Source organism: Burkholderia cepacia, from assembly GCF_001039005.1.
GTDB lineage: Bacteria > Pseudomonadota > Gammaproteobacteria > Burkholderiales > Burkholderiaceae > Burkholderia > Burkholderia theae.
Genome location: NZ_LDWR01000035.1, coordinates 1 through 19,221, shown reverse-complemented (window position 1 = coordinate 19,221; position 19,221 = coordinate 1). Strand labels below are relative to the sequence as shown.

General features: G+C 67.1%; 17 protein-coding genes. 7 read left to right on the top strand and 10 right to left on the bottom strand.

Features of this window, described 5'->3' with window-relative positions:
- Positions 1 to 30: 30 nt before the first annotated feature.
- Positions 31 to 327: an H-NS histone family protein gene (locus VL15_RS20345; RefSeq protein ID WP_048248113.1), complete on the bottom strand. Its 297-nt coding sequence runs from the start codon at positions 325 to 327 to the stop codon at positions 31 to 33.
- A 302-nt stretch (positions 328 to 629) separates the two neighbouring features.
- Between VL15_RS20345 and aqpZ the strand changes: the two genes are divergently transcribed.
- A complete protein-coding gene (gene aqpZ / locus VL15_RS20340; protein WP_048248112.1) occupies positions 630 to 1,370 on the top strand; it encodes an aquaporin Z in 741 nt (246 codons plus the stop codon).
- Between the two features lie 130 nt (positions 1,371 to 1,500).
- Here the strand turns inward: aqpZ and VL15_RS20335 are convergent, their stop codons facing one another.
- Together VL15_RS20335 and VL15_RS20330 are read right to left on the bottom strand one after the other, a co-directional pair.
- Positions 1,501 to 2,325, bottom strand: a complete 825-nt coding sequence (locus tag VL15_RS20335) for a Cof-type HAD-IIB family hydrolase (protein ID WP_048248111.1) — start codon at positions 2,323 to 2,325, stop codon at positions 1,501 to 1,503.
- A gap of 135 nt (positions 2,326 to 2,460) precedes the next feature.
- A complete protein-coding gene (locus tag VL15_RS20330) occupies positions 2,461 to 3,342 on the bottom strand; it encodes a BadF/BadG/BcrA/BcrD ATPase family protein (protein ID WP_048248110.1) in 882 nt (293 codons plus the stop codon).
- Positions 3,343 to 3,484: 142 nt separating this feature from the next.
- Here VL15_RS20330 and VL15_RS20325 point away from each other — a divergent pair, with 142 nt between their 5' ends.
- Positions 3,485 to 4,087, top strand: coding sequence for a DNA-3-methyladenine glycosylase I (locus tag VL15_RS20325; protein ID WP_048248109.1), 603 nt, complete (start codon positions 3,485 to 3,487; stop codon positions 4,085 to 4,087).
- A gap of 62 nt (positions 4,088 to 4,149) precedes the next feature.
- Here VL15_RS20325 and VL15_RS20320 read toward each other — a convergent pair whose 3' ends face one another.
- From VL15_RS20320 to VL15_RS42750, 3 genes are all read right to left on the bottom strand, one after another.
- Positions 4,150 to 5,385, bottom strand: coding sequence for a PepSY-associated TM helix domain-containing protein (locus tag VL15_RS20320; RefSeq protein ID WP_048248108.1), 1,236 nt, complete (start codon positions 5,383 to 5,385; stop codon positions 4,150 to 4,152).
- Positions 5,386 to 5,814: 429 nt separating this feature from the next.
- A complete protein-coding gene (rpsU, locus tag VL15_RS20315) occupies positions 5,815 to 6,027 on the bottom strand; it encodes a 30S ribosomal protein S21 (RefSeq protein WP_006401410.1) in 213 nt (70 codons plus the stop codon).
- Between the two features lie 327 nt (positions 6,028 to 6,354).
- Positions 6,355 to 6,549 carry a hypothetical protein gene (locus tag VL15_RS42750; protein ID WP_196319606.1) on the bottom strand — a complete coding sequence of 65 codons (195 nt, stop codon included), beginning with the start codon at positions 6,547 to 6,549 and terminating at the stop codon, positions 6,355 to 6,357.
- Between VL15_RS42750 and VL15_RS20310 the strand changes: the two genes are divergently transcribed.
- The 5 genes from VL15_RS20310 to vioA all read left to right on the top strand — a co-directional run bounded on the left by VL15_RS20310 (position 6,548) and on the right by vioA (position 13,460).
- The gene (locus VL15_RS20310) at positions 6,548 to 7,705 is read left to right on the top strand and encodes a flagellin (protein WP_048248107.1); all 1,158 of its coding nucleotides are present in this window, start codon (positions 6,548 to 6,550) and stop codon (positions 7,703 to 7,705) included. The two genes, VL15_RS42750 and VL15_RS20310, sit on opposite strands and share 2 nt — an antisense overlap.
- Positions 7,706 to 7,837: 132 nt before the next feature.
- Positions 7,838 to 9,361, top strand: a complete 1,524-nt coding sequence (gene fliD, locus VL15_RS20305) for a flagellar filament capping protein FliD (protein WP_048248106.1) — start codon at positions 7,838 to 7,840, stop codon at positions 9,359 to 9,361.
- 25 nt (positions 9,362 to 9,386) lie between these two features.
- On the top strand, positions 9,387 to 9,686 hold the full coding sequence (locus tag VL15_RS20300; RefSeq protein ID WP_048248105.1) for a flagellar protein FliT: 300 nt from the start codon (positions 9,387 to 9,389) through the stop codon (positions 9,684 to 9,686).
- A 251-nt stretch (positions 9,687 to 9,937) separates the two neighbouring features.
- Positions 9,938 to 12,289 (top strand): tetratricopeptide repeat protein, encoded by a 2,352-nt coding sequence (locus VL15_RS20295; RefSeq protein ID WP_048248104.1) that lies wholly within the window; start codon positions 9,938 to 9,940, stop codon positions 12,287 to 12,289.
- 28 nt (positions 12,290 to 12,317) lie between these two features.
- Positions 12,318 to 13,460 carry a dTDP-4-amino-4,6-dideoxy-D-glucose aminotransferase VioA gene (vioA, locus tag VL15_RS20290; RefSeq protein ID WP_048248103.1) on the top strand — a complete coding sequence of 381 codons (1,143 nt, stop codon included), beginning with the start codon at positions 12,318 to 12,320 and terminating at the stop codon, positions 13,458 to 13,460.
- A 10-nt stretch (positions 13,461 to 13,470) separates the two neighbouring features.
- On the opposite strand, the gene VL15_RS20285 is transcribed toward vioA, so the two are convergent.
- The 4 genes from VL15_RS20285 to VL15_RS20270 form a co-directional block, all read right to left on the bottom strand.
- Entirely contained in the window at positions 13,471 to 14,133 is a 663-nt protein-coding gene (locus VL15_RS20285; RefSeq protein ID WP_048248102.1) for an acetyltransferase, read from the bottom strand.
- A 93-nt stretch (positions 14,134 to 14,226) separates the two neighbouring features.
- Entirely contained in the window at positions 14,227 to 16,167 is a 1,941-nt protein-coding gene (locus tag VL15_RS20280) for a tetratricopeptide repeat protein (protein WP_048248101.1), read from the bottom strand.
- A gap of 39 nt (positions 16,168 to 16,206) precedes the next feature.
- Complete coding sequence (locus VL15_RS20275) at positions 16,207 to 16,950, bottom strand: acetyltransferase (RefSeq protein ID WP_048248100.1); 744 nt, start codon at positions 16,948 to 16,950, stop codon at positions 16,207 to 16,209.
- A gap of 411 nt (positions 16,951 to 17,361) precedes the next feature.
- Positions 17,362 to 19,002, bottom strand: coding sequence for a TIGR04222 domain-containing membrane protein (locus VL15_RS20270; RefSeq protein WP_048248099.1), 1,641 nt, complete (start codon positions 19,000 to 19,002; stop codon positions 17,362 to 17,364).
- Positions 19,003 to 19,221 lie beyond the last annotated feature (219 nt).

Here is a 19,221-nt window from a genome sequence, read left to right as displayed (position 1 = left end):
GATGCGGCTCTTTCCGTTTTGGGCTTTCAGTCATTCGATCAGGAATCGATCGCGGTTTTTCCCGACGATCCAATTCGGCGGCTTGCCGCGCCCGCTCCAGGTCGCGCCGGACTTCGGATCGCGGAATTTCGGCGGCAGCGGCGCCTTCTTCGGCGGCCGGCCGCGCCGTGCCCGCTCCGCGAAGCCCAGGTCCTGGGCCGTCAGGCCGTATTCGGCAATCATTCGCTGGACGTCGGCAATGACGGCCGCCACTTCCTGGCGGCGCACGTCGTCCGCCTGGGTCTGCAGATCGGCGATCTGCGCCTTGAGTTTCGCGTATTGAGACATTTTTCCACTCCCTTTTTTCGATGATGCGGCCCCGGCGAATCCGACCGGGACACAAACATCCGTTACGTCATCCGCACTGCCGCCCTACCCTTCGAAATAAATGCTGTCATCTTTAACCGAATCGGCTATATCGAGAATGCGGACTTATTCTAATAAAAGGCATTCGTCAGCCATTCAAATTTAACAATCGTTGACCCTCCCGAACCCGATTCATTTCCTATAATCCAGACCAAATCCGGGCGATCGAATAAATCCGTTGTGTCGTCCGGTCGTCTTCAACCCACTTGAACAAGGTCCCTTACATGAATCTTTCTCAGCGTCTCGCTGCAGAGGTATTCGGCACGTTCTGGCTGGTGCTCGGCGGGTGCGGAAGCGCCGTGCTGGCCGCGGCCTTTCCGGGCCTCGGCATCGGCTTTGTCGGTGTCGCACTTGCCTTCGGCCTGACCGTGCTGACGATGGCATTCGCGATCGGACACATTTCGGGCTGCCACCTGAATCCGGCGGTGAGCGTCGGCCTGACGGTCGCCGGCCGCTTCCCGGCGCGCGATCTGGCGCCGTACATCGTCGCGCAGGTGGTCGGCGCGACGCTCGGTGCATTCGTGCTGTACCTGATCGCGACCGGCAAGCCGGGCTTCGACGTGGTCGGCAGCGGCTTTGCGACGAACGGCTTCGGCGAACGCTCGCCCGGCCACTACGCGCTCGGCGCGGCGTTCATCTGCGAAGTCGTGATGACGGGCTTCTTCCTGTTCGTGATCCTCGGCGCGACCGACAAGCGCGCACCGGCCGGCTTCGCGCCGATCGCGATCGGCCTGTGCCTGACGCTGATTCACCTGATCTCGATTCCGGTCACCAACACGTCGGTGAACCCGGCCCGCTCGACCGGCCCCGCGCTGTTCGTCGGCGGTGAAGCGATCGGCCAGCTGTGGCTGTTCTGGGTGGCGCCGATCATCGGCGCGGTACTCGCAGGGATCATCTACCCGCTGGTCGCGGGGCGTGACAACGCCGTCGACCAACTGCCGGCATCGGCTCGCACAAGCGAATAAAACACTACGGGGTCACGCGAGCAGAGCAGCGAGCCTCACGCTGTCCAAGAACACGAGGCAAGCAATTTCGACGGGCGCCCCTGGCGCCCGTTTTTCATTTCCGCTCGGGAAACGCGCTCGAGCAGCGCGCTCAGGAGGCGGCGACGTTGCCCTCGAGCGAGAACAGCGTGCGCAGGTGGCGGGCGACGCCCGCGTCGAAGTTGTTGCCGATCCGCGGGATGTGCGGCAGCCGCGCGACCAGGTCGGGATTCGCGTTGTTCATCATGAACGCGTGACCGGCGGTTTCAAGCAGGTCGATATCGTTCATGTTGTCGCCGAACGCGATGCAGTGGCCGGTGTCGACGCCGAGCCGCGCGAGCACCGTGCGCAGCGCGCGGCCCTTCGACACGTTCGCGGTCATCACTTCGAGACAGTCGGGCAGCGAGTACGTGACGTACAGCGCATCGCCGAAGCGCACGCGCATCTGCTCGGCGACGACCGCCAGATCGGCCGGCTCGCCGATATACAGCACCTTCGCGATATTCGCGCCGTCGTGCGCGGTCATGTCGATCACGTCGTACCGGAAGCCCGAATCCTGGTGGAATTCGAGCAGGTGCGGCGCATCGCGGTCGATCAGCCATCCCTGGTTGGTGAACAGGTTGACGATCACGCGGCCGTGCGCGCCGACGACGTCCGGCTGCACGAGGCCACGGACAATCGCGGGATCGATGTCCTGCGCGTGGATCATCGTGTCGTCCGGCGCATGCACGCGCGCGCCGTTCGACGTGATCAGGTACGGCCGGATGCCGAGCACGTCGCGAATGCCGGCGACGTCCGCGTAATGGCGCCCCGTGGCGATCACGAACTGCAGGCCGTCGCCGTCGAGCCGGCGGACGGTGTCGATCGTGTACGGATCGAGCTGGTGGTCGCTGTTCAGCAGGGTACCGTCGAGATCGGTGGCGATGACTTTGTACATGGGACGGAAGAATGGCGCTCAGGGCTCTGCGGAACGGCCATTTTAACGTCGTGCCCGATTGCGCGCCGGACGGTTCCCGGTCGATCGCCGCCGGCGGACCTGCTTCAGCGCACCGTCAAGCACCTTCAGCTGCCTTCAGCCGCCCTCCGCCGCCCGCAGCGCCTGCAGCGCGAGCCGCAGCGCGCCGTGCGCGGAATCGTCGAGCGGCGCGCGCAGCCGCGCGGCGTGGCGCGCCGGCACGGCCGGTGCGAGCGCGTCCGCCAACCCGCCGCACAGCGCGACCGGCAGTGCCTGTTGCGGATCGAGCGCATCGATCATCTTGCCGATCTCGTCGCCCGCCTGCGCGATCAGCGCGCTCGCGACCGGATGCGAGCGGTGCGCGAACACGATCGGCGCGAGGCGCGCGTAGATTGTCTGGTTCGCATCGCACGACCACTGGACGAGCGCGTCGCGATCCTGCGCGCCCGTTTCCGCGAGCAGCGCGTCGGCGAATGCATCCCGCGGCACACGGCCGTCGAGCGCCTGTTGCGCGTACGCGAGCGCGCGCACGCCGAGCCACGCGCCGCTCGCCTCGTCGCCGGACGGAAAGCCGAAGCCGCCGGCGATCCGGCAGGCGCCGGCCGCATCGAGCGCCGCCGCGATGCTGCCAGTGCCGAGCGCGACGATGAGCCCCGGCGCGCCGCCGTGCGCGCCGACGACGGTCGTATAGGCGTCGCTCTCGACCGCGAGCGCACCGAGCGGCGCCTGCGCGCGGAACGCGGCGAGCCACGCCGCATTGTTGACGCCCGCAAGCCCGCAGCCAAGTGCACACTGCGACCATTCGAACGCGAAACCGGCTTGCGTGAATGCGTCCGCGCAGGCCGCGCCGATCGACGCCCACGCGCGCTCGATGCCGAGACCGAGCCCCGACGGGCCGCCGCGCCCCTGCGCGAGCTCGCGCCCTTGCCGGTCTGCCAGCACCGCGCGTGTTCCCGAGCCGCCGCCGTCGATGCCGATCGCAAAAAGTAATGCCGCCATGCCTTCATCCCGCTGATTCGAACAGGCGCCAAGCTTAACCGGATCGGCGCCGCGCGCCCATCTGCCGTTCGGCCGGCTATCCCGTGAAAAGGGCTTCCGCTATGCTGGCGCGATCGAATCGACACTGAAAACGAGGCAGACGATGTCGCAGCGGTGCAACTGGGTAAAGTCGGAAGCGGACGCTCACTATCACGATACCGAGTGGGGGCGGCCGTCGCACGACGATCGCCACCTGTTCGAAATGCTGATTCTCGAAGGGGCGCAGGCCGGGCTGTCCTGGTCGACGATCCTGAACAAGCGCGCGGGTTATCGCGAGGCATTCGCCGATTTCGATGTCGATGCCGTCGCTCGCTTCACGCCGAAACGCATCGAGAAGCTGCTGGAGAACCCCGGCATCGTGCGCAACCGCGCAAAGGTCGAATCCGCGGTGACCAACGCGCGCGCCGTGCAGCGCATCCGCGAAGAGCACGGGTCGCTCGCCGCGTTCCTGTGGTCGTTCGTCGGCGACACGCCGGTCCAGAACGCGTGGCAGTCGTACCGCGACGCACCCGCGTCGACCGAGCAGTCCGACGCGCTCAGCAAGGCGCTGAAGGCATACGGCTGCAAGTTCGTCGGTTCGACGATCTGCTACGCGCTGATGCAGGCGACCGGCATGGTCAACGATCACGAGGTCGATTGCCCGTGCCACGCGCCGTGCGCGGCGCTCGGCGGCAAACAGCCGGCACGTCGGCGCAAGGCGGGCTGACGACGTCGGCACCGGCCCCCGCCGGCCGCCCAGCAGTCGCCTCAACCCCGCAGTTGTCCCGCCTACCGCGCGGCGCGCGACGACGCCGGCACGACTGTCCGCGTGCTCCGCGCAGCCCGCACGCGCGCGCTGCGCTTCTTCACCCAGATGCAGATGCCCGTCACGCTCAGCATCGCGATGACGACGCCGAGCACGCTCACCGCGACGCGGCCCGCGACGCCGGCGATCCGCCCCGAGTGCAACGGAAACTGCGCCTGCATGAACAGGTCGCCGGCCGAGCCGTGGCCCGGCACCTGGGCGGCGACGGGCTTGCCGGTCACCGCGTCCCAGTAAAGCCACGCATTGCCGAACCCGACGTCGCCGTGGTCGTTGCCGGGCGTGAAGAACCCGACCGCATAAACATTCATCGCCGGCGCGAACAACAGCGCACCGGGAGGCGCGACGATCCCCGCGTCGCGCCCGGCCGAACGCGCGATCTCGACGATCCGCTCGCGCGGCAGCACCTTGCTGCCCGGCGGCGCGGGCGGGAAGTGCTCGGGATTCGTGTAAGGCGTTTCGGCGAGCGGCGAGAACAGCGACACGAGCGGCCGCACGAGCGGATTGCCGAGATTCATCGAGATCGATGTGACCGCAACCACGAGCAGCAACCCCCACACCCAGACGCCGCCCGACCGGTGCAGGTCGAACACGAGCGGATAACCGCCGCGCCGCACGCGGAACGCGAACGACTTGCGCCAGCTTTTCAGGTTCGGAAACGCGAGCACGAGCGCGATCAGGCTGTCGATCGCCCACACGATGCCGACTACGCCCATCACCCAGAACCCGAAGTCGATCCCGCCGTACACGGGCAGGAACAGCGAGTAGTGCAACCGGTAGATGAACGGCATCAGGTCGAGCCGCGCGACCGATAGCGCCCCCCATTCGCGACGGCCCTGCACCGCACCGGTCGCGGGATCAACGGCGATCTGGCTGAAATCGAGCGCGTGCGGCCGGCCGGTCGCCGGATCGGTGCGCGGCATCACGCCCGCCTGCAGCGTGTGCCCCGATTCGACCGCGAGCGGCAGATAGGTCACCTGCATGCGTGGGTCGGCGGCCTCGATGCGCGCCGCAAGCGCGAGCGGCGCAAGCGGTGCAGCGCCGCTGTGGGCGACGTAGAAATCCGGGTTCAGCGCCGCATCAAGCTCGTGGTCCCAAGCGATCAGCGCACCGGTGAGCCCCGCGACGAACAGGAACAGCGCGATGGCCAGGCCGAACCAGCGATGCAGACGGACGAGAAACGGTCGCAGGAACGCATTCATCGCGGGCAATGCAAACGGAAGACGGGCCGGCACGAGCGGCGGCCCCGATTCGACGGGATCCAGGTCATTTGATGTCAGGCGCCGCACAAGAGCCGGCCGCCCCAGGCGAGGCTGGATGCCCTTGCACACGGCATGGAAGTGTTGCGCGTTCGACGGATGTCGATACGATGCGCGGCATTTTAACTAAACGCGAATGATTCTTGTTTTCGTTATTGCTCATTCGCGATGATTGCCGGCTTCGCCCGCCTTCCTGCTCTCCCATGCTGCCTGGTCGCCGCCCTGGCCAGCTTCGCCGCGTCGCTTGCGTACGCGGGCGATTCGCCCGGCGACGCCGCGGCCCCAGGCCTTTCCCGGCCACCAAAAGCAAAACGGCGGAGCGGCTTCTTTCGAAGCACACTCCGCCGTTTCGCGGCGAACCAGAAGACGCTCTTAGTGGAGCTTCTTCGGCAGCATCTGGCTGCGCAGGCGCTTGTGCAGGCGCTTGACGGCTGCTGCCTTCTTGCGCTTGCGGACTGCGGTCGGCTTTTCGTAAGACTGGCGCTCGCGCAGTTCAGCGATCAGGCCGTTTTTTTCGATAGCGCGACGAAAGCGGCGAATCGCCACTTCGAACGGCTCGTTTTCTTTCAGAAGAATCGTCGTCATGTCGTTCCTAAATTGCTTATACGGTCAAAAACGTAGCGGCCAAGCGCCACGCACCGGCCATCCGAGCGTCCCCACAACAGGCGAAACGAGCGGAAATACGGCCTCGGAGGCCGGAAAAGAGAGGCGGAAAGCACCGCGAGTACGCTTCACAACCGCGTGCAGCGCCGCGTTTGACTGCCAGCAAACATGCCGAAAAACGGCAGAGGCGTGACAGAAAATCTCAATTCAGCCCGCCATCATATCAGGGAATCACAGACAAAACCATCCTTTTGTCGATTCCGTGTGCACAGCGTTGCCACTCCGTCGGCGGGCCGGTCTCTGCCCCCGTTAACCGGGCAGTCCGGCCGGGCCCGTCCGAAATGACAAAGAAGGATAAAAAATCGGGCCGAATCTCAACGTGCCCCTCAAGTTTTGTTTTGGTACGCCGAAATCCTGCTCTGAGGCGGCCAGCAATGAACGAGTGCTTCCGCCGACGCCAAAACGGCTTTCCAGGGCTTTCGGCTTAAACAGGAGATTTTCCATGCTCGGAATTAACAGCAACATCAACTCGCTGGTTGCACAGCAGAACCTCAACGGCTCGCAGAACGCCCTGTCGCAGGCAATCACCCGCCTGTCGTCGGGCAAGCGCATCAACAGCGCAGCGGACGACGCAGCAGGCCTCGCGATCTCGACCCGGATGCAGACGCAGATCAACGGTCTGAACCAGGGCGTGTCGAACGCGAACGACGGCGTGTCGATGATTCAAACGGCATCGAGCGCACTGTCGTCGCTGACCAACAGCCTGCAACGTATCCGCCAGCTGGCCGTCCAGGCGTCGACGGGCACGATGTCCACGACCGACCAGGCAGCACTGCAACAGGAAGTCGCGCAGCAGATCCAGGAAGTGAACCGTATCGCGTCGCAAACGACGTACAACGGCACGAACATCCTGAACGGCAACGCAGGCATCGTGTCGTTCCAGGTTGGCGCGAACGTCGGCCAGACGATCTCGCTGGACCTGAGCCAAAGCATGTCGGCCGCACAGATCGGCGGCGGCGTCGTCCAGACGGGTCAGACGGTCGGCACGGTCACGGGCCTGAGCCTCGACTCGACCGGCAAGTACACGTCGTCGGGCGCAGCGATCACGGCCGTCAACGTGACGTCGGACGGCAAGGGCGGCTTCACGTTCACCGACCAGAACGGCACGGCGATCACCGGTGCAACGGCATCGGCGATCTTCACGACGTCGGCCGGTACCGCGTCCAACGGTGCAGCCGTCACGCAGATCGCGATCAGCGCGAGCGCAACCAGCTCGAGCATGTCGGCAGCATCGCTCACCGCGATCACGAACGCCGTCGCGCAGATCAACGCCGTCAACAAGCCGGCAACCGTGTCGGGCCTCGACATCAGCACGGTCAGCGGCGCTAACGTCGCGATGGTGTCGATCGACAACGCACTGCAAACGGTGAACAACCTGCAAGCAGCACTCGGCGCGGCGCAAAACCGCTTCACGGCGATCGCAACGTCGCAGCAGGCAGAATCGACCGACCTGTCGTCGGCACAGTCGCAGATCACCGACGCGAACTTCGCGCAGGAAACCGCGAACATGTCGAAGAACCAGGTGCTGCAGCAAGCAGGCATCTCGGTGCTCGCACAAGCGAACTCGCTGCCGCAGCAGGTCCTGAAGCTCCTGCAGTAATCGCGTAGCAACCAGCGGCCGGGCCCCGTGTAACGCGCGGCCCGGCCGCAAGCACTTGGCGCGCGGGGCCTTGCCCCGCCGCCAGGTCTTCACCCAGAATTCCACGGATCATCCGCCGCACGGAGCAACACGATGTCGACGATCAATTCCGCCGTCAATGCCGCCAACAACTCGGCCAACAGCCAGCTGCAGCAGGCTGCCCAATCGATCATCAGCGGTTCGACCGGCAACTCGTCGATGGACGTCAACTCGCTCGTGACGGCGCTCGTCAATGCAAAGACCGCCGGTCAGGCCGCCGCGCTCAGCGCGCAGCAGAGCAGCGATAACACCCAGATTTCCGCGTTCGGCGCCCTTTCGGCCGCGCTGAGCGCGCTGCAGGCCAGCCTCACGACACTGTCGAACGGCTCGCTGCAGAACACCTTCACCGCGACCGCAAGCGGCACCGGCGTCACCGCGACCGCGGGCGCCGGTGCCGTCGCCGGCAGCTATTCGCTCGGCGTCACGCAGATCGCGACGTCGCAGTCGCTGTCGTCGGCAGCCTTCGGTTCGTCGACGGCGCTCGGCACCGGCACGATGACGCTGTCGCTCGGCAGCCAGTCGTTCACGGTCAACGTGAACAGCACGAACAACACGCTGTCCGGCATCGCCGCCGCGATCAACAATACGACCGGCAACCCGGGCATCGTCGCATCGGTCGTCAACGGCAGCGACGGCGCGCACCTCGTGCTCAGCTCGACGCCGACCGGCGCGGCGAACACGATCAGCGTCGCGCTCAGCAACGTATCCGGCGACAACGGCCTGTCCAGCCTCGGCGTCACGTCGACGGCCAGCACGACGGGCGGGCAGTCGACCTTCACGTCCGCGAACGGCAGCGCCGCATGGAAGCAAAGCACGGCCGCGCAGGACGCCGCATTCACGATCAACGGCATCGCCGGCACGAGCGCAAGCAACACCGTGACGAGCGCGATCACCGGCGTCACGCTGAACCTGACCAGCGCCGCGGTCAATGCGAGCCAGACCCAGACGCTGACGGTCGCGACCGACACCAAATCCCAGGCGGCCGCGATCAACAACTTCGCGACGCTGTACAACACGCTCGTCACGACGATGGGCTCGCTGTCGAGCTTCACGTCCGGCGCATCGTCGCAAGGCCCGCTGCTCGGCGACTCGACGCTGAACACGATCAACAACGCACTCGCGTCGATCGTCGCAAGCGGCGTGAGCGGCAGCGGTGCGAATGGCAGCGGCTCGACAGTCAACCTCGCGTCGATCGGCGTCACGCTGCAGGCCGACGGCACGCTGCAGGTCGACAACACGGCGCTCAACGGCGCGCTGCAAAGCAACCCGTCCGGCGTTGCGACCCTGTTCAACTCCAAGACCGGGATCGGTCAGCAGTTGACGACCAACATCACGAACTACACGCAGACGAATGGCCTGATCGCCGCGCGCACGACGGCGCTCAACAACGACCTGAAGAGCGTTACGCAGCAGCAGTCGAACCTGTCGAACTACGTCGCCCAGCTGACCACCCAGTACCAGGCCCAGTTCACCGCGCTCAACACGCTGATGGCGACGATGAACAGCAACGCTCAGTACCTGACGCAGCTGTTCGGCGGCGCGAACAGCGCCGGCGCGATGTCGAACAACAAGAGCTGATCGCTAGCCGGACAGGAGAGTCCAGATGGAACAGACCGAACTGATTGCGCAGATCGACGCACTCACCGATGCGATCGAACACGCGGCCGCGATGGCCGACTGGACCGAGGCGGTGCGCCTCGTCGATGCGCGCTGGTCGCTCGTCGCGTTGCTCGCGGCCGTCCAGCAGCCCGACGGCATCGCCGCGATCCGCCGCATGCAGACCAGCAACGACCGCATCTTCATCGACGCGCAGCGCGCGCAGCAGGAGCTGACCGACGAATACCAGGCGGCGATGAGCCGCGTGCAGGCCGTCGGCCAGTACCAGACCATCGCGAACCGCTAACGCACACCCGGCGCCGCGCCCGATCGCGCGCGCCAACCCGACAACAAGAACTACGCGCTGAAGTGAGGGCGTGCTCGTTCGCCTCCGCCCGCCTCGCGCGGGCGTTTTTTTTGCGCCACCCGCCGGGGCGCCCGTGCCGCGGCCCCCCGTTCAATCGGCCAAACTGACCGGGCTTTTACCGTCACCTCGCGGCATCGGCGCGGCGGCACGCTACCCATAATGGTATCGACCGACTCTCCGCAGATTTCATCATGCTCTCGTTCGAACTGTCCGCCTCCGCCACACTTACGCCCGAACAGCAGCTTGCGCAGGACATCGCGCTCGTCATGGACAATGCGCTCGAGCGCCAGCGCAGCGGCGCTTTCGACGAAGCGCGGGCGTTGTACGAGGCGATCCTCGACGCGGTACCGGCCAACGCGGACGCTCACTACAACCTCGCGGTGCTGCTGGTCGATACGGGCCGCCCGGCCGACGCGGTGCCGCATTTCGAAGCCGCGCTCGGCGCGAACCCGGCCAACGGCTACTACTGGGTCAGCTACATTCACGCGCTGCATCGCAGCGGGCAGACGCCAGCCGCATGGATCGCCGTCGAGATCGCGCAACAGCGCGGCGTGCGCGGCCCCGCGCTCGACGGGCTGATTGCACAGATGGCGATGCCCGACACGGTGCTCGCGACTGCGGCGGTGGCAGCCGCGGTACCGAGTGGTGTCGAGGCGGCCATCATCGCGGAAACCGCCGACGGTACGGCCGTGCACCACGACGCCGGCAAGCCGGTCCGACGCGCGAATCAGAACCTGCGGCAGAAACACGCGGCATTGTTCGCCAAGGGCAAGTTCGCGGAAGCCACCGCGCATGCGCAACGGCTTGTCGCCGAGTATCCGGACGACGGCGCATGCTGGCGCGCGCTGTCCGCGTCGCTGCACAAGGACGGCCGCTACGCGGAGATGATCGACGCCGGCCTGCGCACGGTCGAATTGCTGCCGGACGAAGTGCTCGTGCGCATCCTGCTTGCCGATACGCTGCGCGTGATGAGCCGTCTTGCGGAAGCCGACGAACAGTGCCGGCGCCTGCTCGAGCTCCAGCCGAACCACCCCGAGGGGCTGCGGATCCAGGGCCTGGTGCTGTTCGCGCTGCGCCGCACCGATGAAGCGATCGCCGCCTGCCGGCGCGCGGTCGAGCTCGCACCCGGCCACCCCGCCCCGAACGGCACGCTCGGGTTCGTGCTGCTCGAAATGGGCGCCACGCAGGAGGCGCTCGGCTGGCTGCGGCGTGCGATCGAACTCGACCCGACCGACAGCGTGACCCACAGCAGCATGCTGTTCTGCATTGCGCACAGCAGCGATTTCGGTCCGCAAGCGCTCGTCGACGAACACCGCAAGTTCGGCCAGCGTTACGACAACCACAAACGCAAGCGTACGGCCGGTTTCTCGAACTCACGGGATCCGGCGCGCCAGTTGCAGATCGGCTTCGTGTCGGGTGACCTATTCGGTCACGCGGTCGCCTCCTACGCGGTGCCCGTGATCGAGCATCTCGCGACCGATCCCGGCATCGCGATGCACTTCTATCACAATCACGTCGAGGAAGATCAGACGTCCGAACGCTTCAAGGCGCACGCGACGAACTGGCGCAACGTCGCCGGCATGAGCGATCAGGCCTTCCTCGAGCGCCTGCGCAACGACCGGATCGACATCGTGATCGACCTGTCGGGCCACACCGGCCGCAACCGGCTCGTCGCGCTGGCGCAGCGCGCGGCACCGGTTCAAGCGTCGTGGATCGGCTATCCGGCCACGACCGGCCTCGCCGAGATGGACTACTACCTGACGGACCGCTTCGTCGCACCGTACGGCGCATTCGACGACCAGTTCGTCGAGCAGATCGTGCGGCTGCCCGCGATCGCGCCGTACATGCCGCCGCCGAACTGTCCGCCGGTCAACCTGCTGCCGGCGCTGCACAACGGCTATACGACCTACGGCAGCTTCAACCGCCTGAACAAGCTGAGCCCGCACGTGATCGACGTCTGGGCGCGCGTGCTGCATGCGGATCCGACCGCGCGCATGGCGCTCGGCGCGATCGGCAACGATGGCGACCAGCAAGCGCTGACCGAATGGTTCGCTGCCGCGGGCATCGATGCCGGCCGCCTGACCTTCCACCGGCGCTCGAACATTCCTGTCTACATGCAGCAGCATCACGGCGTCGATCTCTGTCTCGACACGTTCCCGTACACGGGTTCGACGACCACGCTGAACGCGCTGTGGATGGGCGTGCCGACCGTGACGATCTCCGGCCCGACGCTCGCCGGACGCGGCAGCGCGGGCTGGTTGCAGCACGTCGGACTCGACGCGTACATCACCGATGGCGAGGACGCGTTCGTCGCGAAGGCGCTGGCGCTCGGTCACGACACCGCCGCGCTGCAGGCGCTGCGCACGGGCCTGCGTGCGCGCTGCGGGCAATCCGCCGCGTTCCGGCCGGCCGTCGTCGCGGCCGGCTTGTCGTCGGCGCTGCGCACGATGTGGACCCGCTGGTGCGCGGACGAGCCCGTCACCGCATTCGACACGCCGCTGTTCGACGACACGGCCACCGCACAGGCCGCGGCCGAGGCCTGAGCTCCACGCGTTATCGAGAGAGATCACCATGACCGCCAGCCTGCCCGCGTCGTCCGTCGCGCAACTGCCGCACGAACGCATCTACGTCACGCAGCCGCACCTGCCGCCGCTCGAGGAATTCCTGCCCTATCTCGAGAAGATCTGGGAGAGCCGGACGCTGACCAACGGCGGCCCGTTCCACCAGCAGTTCGAACGCGCGCTGTGCGAGTATCTCGGTGTGCCGTACCTGTCGCTGTTCGCGAACGGCACGCTCGCGCTCGTCACCGCGCTGCAGGCGCTGCGCATCACCGGCGAGGTGATCACGACGCCGTACTCATTCGTCGCGACCGCGCATTCACTGCTGTGGAACGGCATCAAGCCGGTATTCGTCGACGTCACGCCCGGCACGCTCAATCTCGACCCCGCGCGCATCGAGGCGGCGATCACGCCGCAGACCACCGCGATCCTGCCCGTGCACTGCTACGGCAACCCGTGCGACGTCGACGCGATCCAGAAGATCGCCGACAACTACAACCTGCGCGTGATCTACGACGCGGCGCATGCGTTCGGCGTGCAAAACGCCAGCGGCAGCGTGCTCACCCACGGCGACCTGTCGGTGCTGAGCTTCCATGCGACGAAGGTGTTCAACACGTTCGAAGGCGGCGCGATAATCTGCCCGGACGCGAAGACCAAGCAGCGGATCGACCACCTGAAGAACTTCGGTTTCGTCGACGAAGTCACGGTCGTCGCGCCCGGCATCAACGGCAAGATGAGCGAGATCAACGCCGCCTTCGGGATGCTCCAGCTGCAGCACATCGACGGCGCGCTCGCGCGCCGCCGCGAAATCGACACGCTGTACCGCACGCTGCTGGGCGACGTGCGCGGCATCCGCTGCGTGCCGCTCGGCGGCCAGACCGTCGCGAACCACGCGTATTTCGCGATCCTCGTCGACGAAGACTATCCGCTCGACCGCGATGCGCTGTATCAGAAGCTGCGCGACTACGACGTGTACGCGCGCCGCTACTTCCACCCGCTGATTTCGGAATTCCCGATGTATCGCGGGCTGCCGTCCGCGAACCGCGACAACCTGCCCGTCGCGTCGGAAGCCGCGCGCAAGGTGCTGTGCCTGCCGATCTACCCGGCGCTCACCGACGACATGGTCCGTCGTATCGTCGAGCTGATCGCGCACTGACGCGCGGCGCTTACAGGTAACGCTCGCCGGCCGCGCGCGCGCGGATCCGGCGCGCCGGATTGCCGTACGCGACCGTGTACGGCTCGACGTCGCGCAGCACGACCGCGCCCGCGCCGACGACGCTGTGCTCGCCGACCGCGATCCTGTGCCGCAGCATCGCGCCGAGGCCGATCGCCGCGCCCTGGCCGATCCGGCAATTGCCGCCCGTGACGACGCCTGGCGCGAGGCTCGAGAAATCCTCCATCACGCCGTCGTGGTCCAGCGACGCATTCGTGTTGACGATGCACCCGTCGCCGATCGCGCAGCACGGATTGATCACCACGCCGGCCATCACGACCGTGCCCGCGCCGATCGTCGACGCCTTGCCGATGCGGGCGGCCGGATGCACCGCCGACACGCACGGCAAGCCGGGCACGAGCGCCGCGAGATCGGCCGTCACTTTCTCGCGCGCGTGGTTGTCGCCGATGGCGACCAGCAGCCCGGCGATCCCGTGCAGGGCGATCAGGTCCGGCAGGTCGCGCTCGGTGCCCAGCACCGCGTAGCCGAGCGTCTCCTCGCCGCGGGGCCGGAACGCGTCGATCAGCCCGGCGATCCGGTACTGGCCGGCCTGTTCGACGATGTCGATCACGACCTTTGCGTGACCGGACGAGCCGACGATGACGATGTTTTCCACGAGGGCCTCGATTGATCTGAAATGCGGGGGCGGCATAACCGCGTTCCCCGCAGTATGCCGTGTCGCCGCGCCCGCGCGGCACGCACCATCTGGTCAGGCGATGCGCGCCGTTTCGTCCGCCGCCGCGCGACGGACCGCGAAATGCGCCGCGAACGCCTCGCGCATGCGCTCGGCCATCCGGATCCAGTTGTCATCACGCCCGCGCCGGAACAGCCGCACCGTGCCGGGATACCACGGCGAATCCTCGCGATCGTGCATCCAGCGCCAGTCCACGTCCTGATTCGGCAGCAGCACCCAGCAAGGCTTGCCGAGCGACGCGGCCAGATGCGCGGTCGACGTATCGACGCACACCACGAGATCGAGCTGCGCGACGATCGCGGCCGTATCGGCGAAATCGTCGATGTCCGAGCCCAGATGCAGCAACGGCAGGCCGCCCGGCGGCTGGCGCGCCTCGTCCTCACCCTGCCCCTTCTGCAGGCTCACGAAATTCACGCCCGGCACACTCCACAGCGGCGTCAGCAACGCGAGCGACGGCAGCGAGCGATGCGCATCGTTGTGATGCTTCGGATTGCCTTTCCACACGAGCCCGACGCGCGGGCCGGCCGGCAGCGCATCGAGGCGTGCGCGCCAGCGCGCGACGCGGGCCGGGTCGGGCGCGAGCCGCACCGGCGGAGGGATCGTGCCGAGCGTCGTGCCCGCGTGCATCGGCGCGCTCAGCAGGCTCGTCCAGTAATCGAATTGTGTGGTGCGCGCCGTGGCCGCGTCGTGATCGAGTACCTCGTCGACGCCGTCGACCGTCTCCATCAGCCGATGCAGCGCGGGCTGGCACGCGAACACGACGCGCGACGCGTGCCGTGCGCGAAACTCCGCGAAATAGCGACTGAACTGCAGCATGTCGCCCAGGCCGTCCTCCTGCCAGACGAGCAGCGTCTTGCCGGCAAGCGGCTCGCCTTGCCACTGCGCACACTGCAGCACCTCGCGGGTCCGGCGATGCACGAAGGCCGACTGCTCGTAGCGCGATTCGTAGCGCCGCCAGCCTTCCTCGAACCGGCCGAGGCCGAGCAGCAGTGTCGCCAGCCCGAAACGCGCATCGTCATAGTCGGCGCGCAGCTCGAGCGCGCGGCGGTACGCGCGTTCGGCGTCGTCGTGACGGCCGGCATGCGCGAACGTCGTGCCGAGGTTGTAGTGCACTTCGGCCATGTCCGGCGCGAGCGCGAGCGCATCGGCGAACGCGGCCATCGCTTCGTCGTGGCGGCCCTGCGCACGCACGACGCAGCCGAGATTGTTGTGCGGCTGCGGCAGGCCGGGGCGGCAGCGGATCGCGTCACGATAGGCCGCTTCCGCTTCAGGCAGGCGATCGAGATTCTGCAGCGCGACACCGAGGTTGTAATGCGCTTCCGGGTGGTCCGGACACAGCGCGAGCGCCTGCCGGCTGGCCGCCTCCGCTTCCGGCAGCCGCTGCATGTCGACGAGGATCGCGCCGAGATTCGCATGGGCGAGCGCGTGGTCGGCGCGCACGGCAATCGCGAGCCGGTAGGCGAGTTCCGCCTCGGCCGGCCGGCCGAGGACGCGGAGCAGGTTGCCGAGATCGGTCAGCACGTCGGCGGACCGCGGCTCGATCAGCAGCGCCTGCCCGAATGCCTGTTCGGCTTCATCGAGCCGGCCGAGCGCTTCGAGCACCTTGCCGAACCGGTGATGGTGCGACGCGTGCAACGGCGTGACGGACGCGAGCTGCCGGCGCAGGATCGCCTCGGCTTCCGGCAGGCGCCCCTGCGACACGAGCAGCGCGCCGAGACCGTCGTACGGCGGATCGAACGTCGGCATCGCGTCGATCGCGCGCCGCCACCAGGTTTCCGCATCGGCCAGCCGGTTCAGGCCGAGCGCGCAGACGGCCGCGACGTGCAGCGCCGCAATCGCCGGCGCCGGCCTGTCGAGCAGCGGCGCAACGAGCGAAAGCGCGTCGGCGAACCGTCCGTTCTGGCACAGGGCCGCGGCATGTTGGACGGCAGCGGATTCGTCGGAAGCAGGCGTCATGTCATGCGGCGATGCGCGACGCGCATCGCGAACGGACGGTTAGATGGGGGCCGGTGCGGCGGCCGGTTGCACGGACTCGTTCACCGCACGGTCCTTGGCCTCCTTGAGCGCCGCGAGCGTGTCGAGCGCACGCCCTTCGTCGGCAGCGAGATCGACCAGAAATGCGTCGTTGTTCTGCTTGATCCAGTCGAGCGGCATGTCCCACCACGCGAGTTGCAGCAGTTGTTCGCGCACTTTCTCCGTGAAGCGGAAACGAACCAGACGGGCCGGCGAGCCCGCATAGATCCCGTAAGCCTCGGTGCGGAAATTGGGCGGAACGACGGTCCGCGCGCCGATCACGCATCCGCTCTCGATCTGGCTGCCGCCCAGGAACAGCGCTTCATCGCCGATCCAGACGTCGTTGTGGATCACGGTATCGGGATACTGCGGCATCGACGCATTGTTGAGGCCGTTGCCGTAGATGCTGAACAGCGTCGTGGAAATGGTCCGGATCTCGTGCTGACCGTTCAGCAGGAATCGCAGGCGCATTCCGCCGGCCACGTTCTTGCCGATCACGAGTTTCTGCTGCCCCTGGTCGTACTTCGCGATCGAGCCCACGCCGAGCGTCGAGCAACGGCCGATATGAAAGGTGCCGACCTGTGCCTCTTCGTCGAGCCAGTTGCGAAAAAAATTGTTCGGAATAGCCGAAAAAGCGCCATCCCGGTAGCCCATCACGATGAAATGCTGCGCCCAAGCATGGTCGGACAGCACGCCAATACAATCGTCGGAGGTCGTAACGTTCATTTGCGGTCGCAAGTATGCCGGCGCAGCATCTCGATGCAGAGACTGCTCGGTACGGGACTGGGAAACGACGCGGCACATCGGCCGCGATCGTGGACGATGCAGTATAGAAAGCGAGCGACAACGCTCGACAACGAAAAAGAACGGCGTTCTGACTTCTGTTCCGTCGATGGGGCTGGCGTGATCCCAAATCGGCGGCCGGATGCGCCAGGCGTCGGAATGGACTTTCCTTCGGTGCCCGACGCCAGCGTCCTTTTTTTATCACGGCGCCCCGGCGTTGGCTTCCGCAAAATCGGTCGCCCCATCAGGTCATCCCGTTCCGTCGGCAGGGCTCAGCCGCCCGATGGCGTTTTATCGCCGCTCCACCTGCGACGCGCTGCCTGCCATCAATCGGCCCCCTCGCACCACTCGCGCTCAGTTGCTCGACGAGCACCCGCCGCAACTGCTCGAGCTGCATGAGCTGGAACTGGAGCTGCACGAACTCGACGAACTGCAACTCGACGACGAACAGTTGCCGTCCGACGAGCTCGAACCGCCGCCGGTCCTCACCGCTCCGGCCCCGAACAGCGGCGGCGCCAGCACGATGCCCGAGTACGCGGCCCACGCGGTACCGGCCAGCGCGCCTGCGCCGAACAGCGCGGCGGTCCACAACAGGTCGTCCGCCGCCGCGCGCTCGCCGTTGCGCGCGTCGGGCGTGCCGGCGGCATCCCGCACCACGCCCGCGCTGTGCACGGCGCGCGCATCGTGCGAGATCCGGCGGGCGACGAGCGCCGCCTGTCCGGCGGCCGTCGTCCCGCCCTGCCCGAAGCCCGTCAGGCGCCGCACGAGAATCCGGTATGCAATCGCGAACACCGCCATGCAGATGACGAGCAGCAGCACCGGCCGACCGCGGCTCAGCCCGACCGCGAGTTTCGCGGCGCCGGTGCCCAGCACGAGCAGCACGATCGCACGGGCGGCCAGCCGCGACGCTCGCATCTCGCCGGGTGCCCACAGCCAGCCCTGTGCACGCAGCCCGTCGGCCAGTTCCAGTGCATACCGCGCGAGCCGCTGGCGAAATGCGCTATAGCGCACTTCGCCGTCCGGCTGCTCGCTCAGCCACGAACAATGGTCGTCGTACGGACCCGCGCGCTGCAGGTCGCCGATCTTCACATACGCGCCGTGCTTCGGAACGGTTCGCAATTCGACCGCGCCCGCATGCGCGAGCGACATCGTCACGACCTGCGCGAGCCGCGCTTCGCCGCCGGTGAGAAAGGCGGCTTCATCGACCGTCAGTTCGTCGGACGTCTTGCGGGTGCGCGTGCCCCAGCGCCGCCACCGGTACTCGATCCATTGCAGGCCCGCGATCAGCAACAGCGCGACGACGCAGGCCGGCACGTAGAACGCGAGAAACTGCGGCCCGGTGTAGTTCAGCACGTCGAAGTCCTGCGCCGATGCGCAGGTCGCGGCGACGCTCGCGGCGGCCGCCGGCCACACGAGTTTCGGCAGCCGGTTGCGCCAGGTTCTGCTGGCGGGCGGGACGGACGGCGGATCCGCTTTTTCCGGCCGGCCCTCAGCCGGCAAGACCGGCTCCGACGATCCGGATGCGGCGGGCGGGCTGGCGAGCGGCGGCCAGATCGACTCGGGCGGCTCGCAGCCGAACAGCCGGCGATAGCTGTCGAGCGTGTCGCGATAGCGCTGCGCGTACACGGCGGCTTCGTCCGGCGCACCCGTGCCGGGCATGTGATGCAACCGCGCGTGCAGCACGCCGGCGCAGAAGACGTCCCAGTATTCGACCGTGTACTGGAGATGGAAATGCCAGGCGGCATCGACCGCGACCGACGGCGTGACCGGGTGCCCGGCCGCCTGCGCGAGAAACGCGAAGCGCTTGTATTCGTCGATCACGGCCAGCGCGTGCGCGTGCGACCAGCCTTCGGCGTCGGCGAGCCGTCGGCTGTACGGCAGCGGCGCATTCGGATCGTCGGGAGAATAGGCTTGCAGACGCGCGAGCAGCGCCTGCTGCACGTCGGTCAGCGCGCGGGTATCGACTGCGGTCAAGGTAGACGGAATGGCAGCCATCGGGAGTCGGCGCGATGCGCGGACGGCCGCCGCGATCGACGCTTGGAGTGGTCGTTGCGGGCGATTCTCGCACAGCGACGAGGCGACGCGACACGGCCTCGGGCACTTTCGGCAGGTCGGGCGAGCGACAGCCACCAACGGGCCGGGACGTTACCGCAAGCGGGAAACCGCCGAGAGCCTGAACAGGCATATTTTCTCGCGCCCGGCTGGGATCGAACC